The sequence below is a fragment of the Oscillochloris sp. ZM17-4 genome, from assembly GCF_019599295.1.
In the GTDB taxonomy this organism is placed as follows: domain Bacteria; phylum Chloroflexota; class Chloroflexia; order Chloroflexales; family Chloroflexaceae; genus Oscillochloris.
This window is the reverse complement of sequence record NZ_JAIEWN010000057.1, coordinates 7,187-17,128: the sequence shown is the minus strand read 5'-3', so window position 1 is coordinate 17,128 and position 9,942 is coordinate 7,187. Positions and strand designations below refer to the sequence as shown.

Annotated in this window: 11 protein-coding genes and 1 pseudogene; all 12 read right to left on the bottom strand. The window is 66.7% G+C overall.

Going from position 1 to position 9,942, the window contains the following annotated elements; genetic code table 11:
- Positions 1-373 (bottom strand): annotated as a pseudogene (locus K2Z83_RS24960) (electron transfer flavoprotein subunit alpha/FixB family protein); the annotation flags it as partial.
- An 80-nt stretch (positions 374-453) separates the two neighbouring features.
- Positions 454-1,221: a hypothetical protein gene (locus K2Z83_RS24955; protein ID WP_220597888.1), complete on the bottom strand. Its 768-nt coding sequence runs from the start codon at positions 1,219-1,221 to the stop codon at positions 454-456.
- Positions 1,222-1,284: 63 nt separating this feature from the next.
- Positions 1,285-2,574, bottom strand: coding sequence for a (Fe-S)-binding protein (locus K2Z83_RS24950; protein WP_220597887.1), 1,290 nt, complete (start codon positions 2,572-2,574; stop codon positions 1,285-1,287).
- Between the two features lie 145 nt (positions 2,575-2,719).
- Complete coding sequence (locus K2Z83_RS24945; RefSeq protein ID WP_220597886.1) at positions 2,720-3,553, bottom strand: hypothetical protein; 834 nt, start codon at positions 3,551-3,553, stop codon at positions 2,720-2,722.
- Between the two features lie 90 nt (positions 3,554-3,643).
- Entirely contained in the window at positions 3,644-4,699 is a 1,056-nt protein-coding gene (locus K2Z83_RS24940) for an FAD-dependent oxidoreductase (RefSeq protein WP_305082523.1), read from the bottom strand.
- 145 nt (positions 4,700-4,844) lie between these two features.
- Positions 4,845-6,032, bottom strand: a complete 1,188-nt coding sequence (locus K2Z83_RS24935) for a heterodisulfide reductase-related iron-sulfur binding cluster (RefSeq protein WP_220597884.1) — start codon at positions 6,030-6,032, stop codon at positions 4,845-4,847.
- A 97-nt stretch (positions 6,033-6,129) separates the two neighbouring features.
- The gene (locus tag K2Z83_RS24930; RefSeq protein ID WP_220597883.1) at positions 6,130-6,501 is read right to left on the bottom strand and encodes a hypothetical protein; all 372 of its coding nucleotides are present in this window, start codon (positions 6,499-6,501) and stop codon (positions 6,130-6,132) included.
- Positions 6,502-6,712: 211 nt separating this feature from the next.
- Positions 6,713-7,102 (bottom strand): DsrE family protein, encoded by a 390-nt coding sequence (locus K2Z83_RS24925; RefSeq protein ID WP_220597882.1) that lies wholly within the window; start codon positions 7,100-7,102, stop codon positions 6,713-6,715.
- A 97-nt stretch (positions 7,103-7,199) separates the two neighbouring features.
- A complete protein-coding gene (locus tag K2Z83_RS24920; protein WP_220597908.1) occupies positions 7,200-7,724 on the bottom strand; it encodes a DsrE/DsrF/DrsH-like family protein in 525 nt (174 codons plus the stop codon).
- A gap of 87 nt (positions 7,725-7,811) precedes the next feature.
- Entirely contained in the window at positions 7,812-8,051 is a 240-nt protein-coding gene (locus K2Z83_RS24915; RefSeq protein WP_220597881.1) for a sulfurtransferase TusA family protein, read from the bottom strand.
- A 129-nt stretch (positions 8,052-8,180) separates the two neighbouring features.
- Positions 8,181-8,513 carry a helix-turn-helix transcriptional regulator gene (locus tag K2Z83_RS24910; RefSeq protein ID WP_220597880.1) on the bottom strand — a complete coding sequence of 111 codons (333 nt, stop codon included), beginning with the start codon at positions 8,511-8,513 and terminating at the stop codon, positions 8,181-8,183.
- Positions 8,514-8,677: 164 nt separating this feature from the next.
- Complete coding sequence (locus K2Z83_RS24905; protein ID WP_220597879.1) at positions 8,678-9,742, bottom strand: cell wall metabolism sensor histidine kinase WalK; 1,065 nt, start codon at positions 9,740-9,742, stop codon at positions 8,678-8,680.
- Between the last annotated feature and the right edge of the window lie 200 nt (positions 9,743-9,942).

The window sequence follows — 9,942 nt, the reverse complement described above, 5'->3', positions numbered from 1 at the left end:
CCTCGGCGGCGAGCTGGTTGACCGAGGCGACGCAGGGCAGCCCGCTGCGCACGGCCAGCCACGCGGCCAGATCCATGCCGCTGGAGGTCGAGCCGAGCAGCGTCAGGCGCGGGGCGCGCGCGGCGATCAGCGCGGCCACCACCCGCCCGTAGGCCTCGGGGTTGAAGTTGGCCAGGGCCGGGTCATCGATGCAGAGCGTCGTGTCGCTGTTGAACCCGCCGGCCTGCCCGGCCATGCCCGACCCCAGCAGGGCCACCGTCACCTTCCCGCCCAGGGCGGTGGCCAGCTCGCGGGCCTTGCCCGTCATCTCATAGGAAATATCGGCGATCTTGCCGTCCAGATGCTCGGCGATCACCAGAATATCATTGCTCATAGAAGTTTCCTATTGCAGATTGCAGATTGCAGATTGGGCACAGCCCCTTCATCGGCTATCGGCTATCGGCTATCGGCTATCTAGATCAGCCCCCGCTCGTTCAGGATGGCGATGATCCGCGCGGCGACGGCCTTGGCGTCGCCGGCGATCATGTCGGCGTGGCCGGCGGAGACCGGCCTGGTCATCGAGCGCACCGCCAGCCCCGACTCGATCCCATCGTCGGCACCCTCGATCTCCTCGATCGTGGCCGTCTTCGCCAGCTGGCGCACCTTGCTCACCGGGGCGTAGCGCGGCGGCTGGCTGGCCGCCTGCACGCCGACCACCGCCGGCAGCTGCACGCTGAACTCGGCCATCAGCCCGCCGGCGTACTCCTTATGCACGGTGGCCGTGCGGCCAGACACATGCACGCTGTTGACCACGCCGACATAGGGCAGGTCCATCAGCGCCGCCAGCATCGGGCCGAGCTGGCCGTCCAGGTCATCGGGGGCCTGCACGCCGGTCAGCACCAGGTCGGGGGCCATGGCGATGATCGCCGACGAGAGCAGGCGGGCCTGGGCGTGGCTGGTCAGCCCCGGCGCAAAGTCGCCGGCCACCTTGGCGCAGGCGTCGGCGCCCTTGGCCAGCGCCGTGTACAGCACGCCGTCCAGCTCGCCGGTGGCGTCCACTCCGATCACCGTGACCGCGCCGCCGCCGGCCTCCTTCACCAGCACCGCCTGCTCGATCGCCTGCTCGTCCCACTCGTTCAGCACAAAGTCCACCGCGTCGAAGTCCAGGTTGGTGCCCTCGGCGTTCAGCTCGACCTCGTCGGCCAGGCTGGGCACCTGCTTAATCGCGACAACAATCTTCATTGAATAGTTCCTCAAGAGGTTTGTATTGTCGTGCCAGCGAAGCTGGCACGACAATACAAACCATCATCCTCGCATCGACAGGTCCAGCAGCTCCAGAATATCGCGCACCTTCAGGCTATCGTTGCCGGTGCTCTTGGCCGCGTCCTCGAAGCGCGAGACCTCGAAGGGGCAGCAGACGGCCAGGATCTCGGCCTCGTACTCGGCGGCCTCGCGCACGCGCCGCTCGGAGAGGCGCATGCTGGTGTGCTTGGCGGTGAACGAGTCCAGCCACATGCCGCCGCCGCCGCCGCCGCAGCAGTAGCCGTTCTCGCGGCAGCGCCCCATCTCCACCAGCTCCACGCCGGGGATGGCCTGGAGCAGAGCCCGCGGCGCGTCGTACTCGCCGTTGTGCCGCCCCAGGTAGCAGGGGTCGTGGAAGGTCACGCGGGCCTTGACCTCGTGCTTGAGCAGCGGCCGCAGCTCGTCCAGGTGCTCGGCCAGGAACTGCGTGTAGTGCTGCACCGGGCGGTCGAAGCCCAGCTTGGGGTACTCGTTCGTAAAGGCGTTGTACTCGTGCGGCCCGGTGACGACCATGCGCTGCCACTCGTAGCTGTTGAAGGCGGCGATATTGTCCTCGGCCAGCATCTCGAACAGGCCCTTCTCGCCGGCCAGGCGCTGCGAGTCGCCGTCGTCCTTCTCCTCCCTGCCGAGGATGCCGTAGTCCACGCCGAGGGCGGCGAAGATGCGGGCGGCGGCGCGGGCCGCGTCGATGCCGCGCGGGTGGTAGGAGGGGTAGGAGCCCACGTACCAGAGCACGTCCACCGGGCGCTTGATGGTTGACATAACAGGAACGGGCACGCCAGCGTCCTTCGTCCAAGCGTCGCGCTTACGCTGGGCCTGGCCGAGCGGATTGCCGAACTTGGCCGTATCCTCAAACGCCTTCTGCAGCTCGGCCGGCACATTCCCGGCCAGCACCGCCTGCTCGCGCACAGCGGGCATGATCTGGATCATGTCCACCTCTTTGGGGCAGACCCGCAGACAGTTGCGGCAGGTCGTGCAGAGCCAGAGGTCGTCGGATGTGAACAGGTCGATCCCGAGCTGGGTCTTACGGTGGATCTTGCGCGGCGAGTAGTCGCCGACAATATCCACCGGGCAGACGGCGGTACACTTGGCGCAGCCGTAGCACCACTCCAGCGACTCGCCGCCCTGGAGGGTGGCCACCTTCGCCAGGTTATCCGGGTCATAGTCGAAGATCGCGCGCTGGCCGAACATGCGGTTCCAGTGGCCAGAGATATCCATGCCCTCGACAACAAGGTGCTCGTGCTCTTTGACCTTGTCCTGGAGGACCTTCTGCTGCTCAATCGGCTGGGGCATACCATGCTCCTATACCACTGAATTACTGAGGCACTGAGATATTGAGGCACTGATTCTGGTGGCTCACTGCGCTCGCATCTTCCGCTCACACCTTCCTCATGTAGCTCAGAGACTCAATACCTCAGTGTCTCAGTGTCTCAGTGTCTCAGTGATAGACGCCTAGCAGCCGGCGGATGAGGTCCGGCAGCGGCGGGACAACCTTGTTGAACTCCTGGGTCATGCGCAGGCGCAGGGTGGTGTACATATACACCGCGTAGACGCAGGCCAGGAACACATCGATCCCGTAGTCGCCCGCGCCAACCGAGCGCATGCCGGCGGCGTCGCCGGTGGCGCGCACGAAGGCGATCGTCACCCCGACCTTCACATAGGTCTCGCCCACCGTGCGCCCGTGCAGGTCGCACTCCTCCATCGTCACCAGGGGCAGGGCGCCGGTGCCGGCGCGCGGCTCCCACATCCAGCGCGTCCAGAGCCAGTGCTGCTGCGGGTCGGTGAAGTGCAGCAGCTCGCTGGCCAGGTCGCAGAAGACATTCTCGGTGAGCGCGCTCTGCTCGGCGCTCTGGCTGGCCCGGCTGTCGGACGACTTGCGCGGGCGGAGGACGCGCACGTCCTGGAACCAGCCGGAGAGCGAGTCGACGAACTGCTGGAAGCGCGCCTCGACCGGCGCGGCGTCATAGAGCAGGTGGCCGATCGCATCGCGCAGCGGCGCGGCCCCCACCTGGGCCAGGATCTCGGGGGCGCGCCGGCGGGTGGCGAAGACCGCGCGCAGCAGCCCGCGCAGCTGCTCCTCGCTGAGCGCGGGCAGCGCCTCGCGGCTGAGCAGCGCGCGCATGCGCCGGCCCTTCTCCTGGAGCGCGGCCTCGACATCGCTCAGCTCGGCGTCCTGGATGGCGGCCAGCGTGGCCGTCATAAACTCCTGCATCGCCGCCAGGTCCACCGGCTGGCCGCCGCTGCTGATCATGCTGATGTTCGGCGTGGTCATGATCTTGTTCCTGGTGGGGGCGCAGCAGTGGCCCGAATACCTCACGGCCACTGATATGCATCCGGGGCCACTGCTGCGCCCTTACAAACCCTACGCCATCACCAGCCGCCGCAGCAGCCCGGCCGCCTTGATCGCCGCCGCCCCGGCCATGCCGATCGTATCGTCCAGATCCTTCGGCCCGGCGGCCGCCCCGGCCACATAGATCCCCGGCACCGAGGTGGCCACCGGGTCCAGCGCCGAGTGCGGCACGTCGATAAACTTATACTTGTTCTGGGCCACCCCGAAGAGCTGGGCCATCTGGCGGGTGCCCTGGCTGGCCTCCATTCCCACCGCCAGCACCACCACGTCCATGGGCACCTCCATGGGCCGGCCCATGGTCGTGTCCTCGCCGCGGATCAGCAGCCGGTCGCCCTTCTTGATGATCTCGGTGATGATCCCCTTGACGTACTGGACGTGGTGCTTCTCCTGCGCCGGCCAGTAGATCTCGTTCTCCCAGTAGCCGTACATGCGCATGTCGATGTAGAAGATGAAGACCTTGGTGGTCGGCGAGAGCTGGCGCACCTCGATCGCCTGCTTGGAGGAGATCCCGCAGCAGACCTTCGAGCAGTACTCGTTGCCGATCTGCCGGTCGCGCGAGCCGACACACTGGATGAAGCAGACCCGCTCGGGCACCTGGCCGTTGGAGGGCTTGAGGAAGCTGCCCTGCTTGAGCATGCCCTCGGCGTCGGCCAGGGTGATCACATCGGCGTACTCGTAGTAGCCGTACATCTGCGTCTCGCGGCCGGGGTCGAAGTGCTGGAAGCCGGTGGCCAGGATGACCGCCCCGGCCGCGACCACCTCGCTCGCCCCGCCGCTGGCCAGCGTGACCCGAAAGTCGCCGGCCTCGCCCTCGGAGGCCGTCACCGCGCTGCCCAGGCGCACATCGACCAGCGGGTTATTCGCCACCCGGGCCACCATCGCGCCCATCATCTCCTCGGCGCTGTGGAAGCCGTGGGTCAGGGCCGCGTAGTTCTCGGCGATGGGCGTGCCGCCCAGGAAGTCGCGCTGCTCGACCAGCGTCACCTTCGTGCCAATATCGGCGAGCAGGCGGGCCGCCTCCAGCCCCGCCGGGCCGCCGCCGATCACCATGACATTGTCTGCGGGCATATGTCGCTCCATGCATAGTAAGGGCGCAGCAGCGGCGCCATACGGATGGGGGCGAAGGCCAAGCATGGGATGCCGCTGCTGCGCCCCTGCCAGGATGGTCGGCACCTCAACCCCAACCCCCAACCCCCAACCCCCACCCCCCAACCTACCCGACATCCTCCCAGGAGAGGTACTTCTTCTTCCCGGCCTTCAGGTCGTCCAGGTCCTGCTGGAACTCGGCCCATGCCGCCTCGTGGTCGATGCCCATCTTCTCCAGCAGCGCGCGGTAGTCCGTCGAGTGCCAGTGCAGCTGGCAGACCCGGAAGGGGTGCGCGCCCATGGCCAGGGCGGCGAACTGCGCGTCCGACATCACCGGCACGCCGACGTTGGCCCCGTGCGCGGCCCCGGTGGCGAACTGGCTCTTGTCCAGCGTCGTCACGCAGCCGGTGTCGTGGGTGATCACCACATCGGGGTTAGCCTCCTGCTTCATCACCTCGATCTTGCGCAGGGTGGCGAAGGAGCGGGTGAAGTCGCGCGAGACCAGGATGTGCCGAAAGCCGAAGCCGCAGCAGTCGAACCAGGTCGAGTAGTCGCGCACCTGGCCGCCGAGGGCCACGATCGTCGCGCTGACCGTGGCGGTGCGCTGGCCGCCGTAGATCTCCTCGTCGTAGATCGCGTCCTCCTGGACCAGCTTGTAGTAGTGGCAGGCCGGGTGGACGACGGTGGCGACGTTGGAGAAGTCGCGGGTCTGCAGGGCGGCGATCTTATCGCGCACCGCGTGGATCCACTCCGAGTAGTGGACGATCTCCTCGGGCATCACCAGCGGCTTGCCGAACTTGGCCAGCACATCGCGCACCTGGCGGCGCAGGTCGCCGTGGTGCATCAGCTCCTCGCGGGTCTCCTTATAGTGGCCGTAGGAGGTGCCGCAGTGGATGATCGGGAAGTAGCCCGTCTCGTAGGCGGCGGCGAAGTTGCGGTGGGCGACGGCGGCCTGGGCGGCCGAGTTGGAGGTGGCCGAGGCGTAGTAGTTCCAGGCCGTGCAGGAGGTCTGGTCGGTCGGGTCGATATAGTCGAAGCCCAGCTTGCGCACCAGCCAGAAGATCGAGGTCGAGTAGCCGGGGATGTGGCCGCACTGCCCGCACGACTTGTGGTGCCAGGTCGTGTTCAGCGGGATCTTCTTCATGCGACCGTACTTGGTCATCACCTCGATGTAGGGCTCGGGCACGCGCTGGACGATCAGCTCGCCGTCGGCCTCCAGCTCATTGATGATGTCGTGATAGTCCTCGGTGGGGATGTCGCCGCCGCGCTCAAAGCGGCGCGTCGTCTTCGTCAGCGCCTCTGTGGGAATACCCATGCCTACCTCCGGTTGGGGTTTGGGGCGGCGAAGCCGCCCCACAGAACTTTTAGTGTTGCGATTTGGCGGCGAAGCCGCCAAATCGCAACACTAAAAGTTAGATCTCGTAGCCGGCGTCCTCCAGGACCTCCTCCATCACATCGCTGAGGATGAGGTTCAGCCCCTCGTCCACGTTGGCGATCATGTCCATGACCCCGGTGGTGTACCAGATCAGGTAGAGCTCGATCAGCGTCGTATCATCGACCTGCCAGCCCGTCTTGGTGGTGTGCAGCGTCTCGGGGGGCAGGGCGCGCCGCCAGAGGTCGAGCTCCTCAGAGACCCGGCGCACCTGCGGCCCCCAGTCGGGGAAGGCGTCGGGCTGGAGCATGTCGGGCGAGACCTGGGTGCCGGTGCCCATGATCTTGTAGACGATCCGGCTGTAGCCCTCCAGGGCCTGCTTGGCCGAGCGCAGGCCGTTGTTGACGGCCACCTCGCGCAGGATGGTGATCAGGCCTCTTGCGCGGCGAGAAATCGTAGAAGCGGGCCGAGGGGCATGCGGCCACGCAGATCCCGCACTCGTAGCAGCCGTAGAGGTAGTCGGGGAAGCGGGCGTCGGCCTTGACCTCCTCCCACAGCCGGGACTTCTCCTCGTAGGGCACCTCGGGGTACTTGTCGGCAAACAGGCCCATGGGCTGCTCCTCTCAGAACGAGATCACCGCGTCGGCGTTGAGCGCCATCTCGTTAAATGCCGCGCCGCCGATCATCTTCACGCCGTCGATCATGTCGGCCATCGTCAGGCCGTGCAGGTCGAGCGAGGGCTGGCAGACATACAGCTCCACGCCCATATCCAGCGCCTGGTCGATGAAGTAGCGCAGCTCCTTGCCGCCGCCGCCCGCCTTCGGCACGATCACCGTCTCGGGCGCGCCCCTGGCCAGCAGCTGCGGGCCGTTCATCGTGAAGTAGATCCCCACCTCACAGTCCATCGCCGCCGCCGCCGTCGCCAGGAAGAACGGGGTGGCGCTGCGCTCAGGCGTGGCCGTCCCGTGGGTCTGCACGTAGAGCACCTTCTTGACGTCCTCGTCGTCGCTCACAGGGTATGCTCCTTCTCATATTGTGTAGGGCCGAAGCATTCGCCATGGTGCCTGCCTGCGCGCCAATCCATCCGGGGCGAATGCTTCGGCCCTACATTTACACAAACAATGACACATTCGCGTCGGAGGCGAACTCCAGGAAGGTCGCCGCGCCGCCGATCTCGACCCCGTCGATAAACGTATCCTTGCTGAAGCCGAAGACATCCATCGTCATCTGGCAGCCGATCATGCGCACCCCGAGGTCCACACACATCTCGCGTAGCTCGCCGACGGTGGACACCCCCTTGTTCGAGAAGGTCTGCTTCATCAGGGTGGTGGCGGCCACGTTGAAGCCGGGCAGCGACATGAGCGCGGTGGGGATGGGCAGGTCCATCTTCTGGAGCGAGTCGGGGCCGAAGGGCAGGCGCATGGGCATGGCCGGGTTGCCCAGGGGCGACACGCTGGCCGCCGAGAGGTCTTTCTGGAGCAGGGTCAGCCCGTAGAAGGTGAAGAAGATCGCGACATCCCAGCCCATGGCGGCGGCGGCGCTCGCGAGGATGAAGGGCGGGTAGGCCCAGTCGAGCGTTCCCTTGCTGGCGATCAGCGCCAGGCGGGTGGGCTGGTTCGGGTCGCTCTGCGACATAGGAAGCCTCCCTCTGAATTGCAGATTGCAGATTGCAGATTGTAGATTGCAGCGCCAAATCTGCAATCTGCAATCTGCAATCTGCAATTACTTCTTGCGTCGGAAGTGGAAGATAAATGTGTCGCCCTCGGTGTGGCTGTCGATCAGCTCGTGGCCGGTCTGCCGCGACCAGGCCTGCATGTCGGGGACGGCGCCGGGGTCGGTGGCGACCATGCGCAGCACCTGGCCGACCGCGATCTCGCGGATGGCCTTGGCCGTCTTCACCACCGGGACGGGGCAGAGCATGCCGGTGCAGTCCAGCACCTTGTCCGCGTTGAGCAAGGTCATCGCTCCTCCTTAGTGTGGGTTTTTGGGTACACGAAGCCGCGCCCCGCCGTTGTGGGGCAAGAGAACGCCGTGGGCCGTGCCTGGGTCAGGTATCAAAAAAACACCCGGCGCGGGTGCGCCAGGTGCAGGTTAGCTGAGGATATCTGCGAGATTCTTGCGCTGGGCCAGGTTGGCCGCGAGGACGGCGCGCAGCAGGTCGAGAGCCTCGATCACGCGCCGGTCGGCGATCGAGTAGTAGATGTTCGAGCCCTCACGCTCGGTGTTGACCATCAGCCGCTCGCGCAGCACCTTGAGGTGCCGCGACGCCGTTGGCTGGTCAAGCCCCAGGCTCACCGCCAGCTGACCGACGTTCTTGCGCCCATCGACCAGCTCGTAGAGGATGCTGATCCGTTTGGGGTCAGAGAGCGCCTGGCAGATCTCTGCGTGGAGCTGGTTGATCTCTTCCTCGAGACCCTGGTTCATTGCACTGCCGCCTTGCTGTGCAGATGCGCATATACGATTATGCATATATCTCTATCGGTGATGTATTATAGATCGCGCGGCGATAAGAATCAAGTCCCATCTTAAGGAAATGACAACCATTTTTTTGGGTGGATGGGGCCGTAGGGGCAGCTCGCGAGCCGCCTCTACCCCTGTTGGCCCGCTGCAGCCAGGGGCAGGCTCAGCGTGAAGGTGCTGCCCTGGCCGGGGCCGTCGCTGGCGGCGGTGATGTCGCCGCCCATCGCCCAGGCCAGGTGCAGCGAGATCGTCAGGCCGATCCCACTGCCGCCGCTGGACCGCGCCCGCGAGGGGTCAACCCGGTAGAATCGCTCGAAGACATAGGGCAGGGTCTCGGCGGGGATGCCGATGCCGGTGTCGTGGACGACCACGCGGACGGTGTCGGGGTTGGCGATCAGGCGCACGGTGATGCAGCCCTCGGGCGGGGTGTAGCGGATGGCGTTGCCCACCAGATTCACCAGAATCTGCGCGACCCGGTCGGGGTCGGCGAAGACCATCGCCGGCGCATCGTCGTCGCCCTCCAGCTGGAGGCAGCCGTCCATCACCTGGGGCCTGAGCTGGCCCACCACGCGGCGGGCGATATCGCGCAGGTCGAAGCGCGAGAAGCGCAGCTGCTCCTGGCCGGCCTCCACCCGCGAGAGCGCCTGGAGGTCGTCCACCAGGCGGCGCAGGCGGCGCACCTCGTGCCGCATATCGCCGAAGGTGGCGGGCGAGCTGGGGACGATCCCGTCCTGCAGGCCCTCCAGGTAGCCCTCCAGGCCGGCCAGGGGCGTGCGCAGCTCGTGGGCCACGTTGCCGATCATGGCCACGCGCTGGCGCTCGACCTGCTCAAGGTTCTGGGCCATCTGGTTAAAGCTGAGGGCGACGGCCTGCAGCTCGGCGCTGTCGGGCGTAGCCACGCGCTGGTCGTAGCGGCCGTCAGCGATCCGCCGGCTGCTCGCCGTGATCGCGCCCAGGGGCCGCAGGATCGCCCGCGCCAGCAGCAGGCTGCTCGCCAGCCCGGCGGTCGTGGCCGCCACGGCGGCCACGACCAACGAGCGGAGCACCGCGTCGTGGAAGGCGGGCTGGAGCGCGGGGGAGACGCTGCGGGTGGCCAGGACATCGGCCGTGACTGTCAGCGTGACCACGCCGACCACCACCACGAGCATCTGCGCGCCGACGATCCGCCAGCGCAGCTGGTGCCAGATTCGCATAGATCTGCCTCCGCAGGTGGGGCGCGGGGCGGCTGCGCCGCCCCACAAAGAGAGGGTGCTCAGGGAAGCCAACGCATCGCTGGTGTCCCGACCCCAGCGCATCCCGGCTCCCTTCTGCCGCTGGGCCACGATCTGGGGGTGTCACGAATCTTCTTGCAACGGTGGCCATGGCGGGCGGCTGAAGCCGCGTCGCCGGGGCG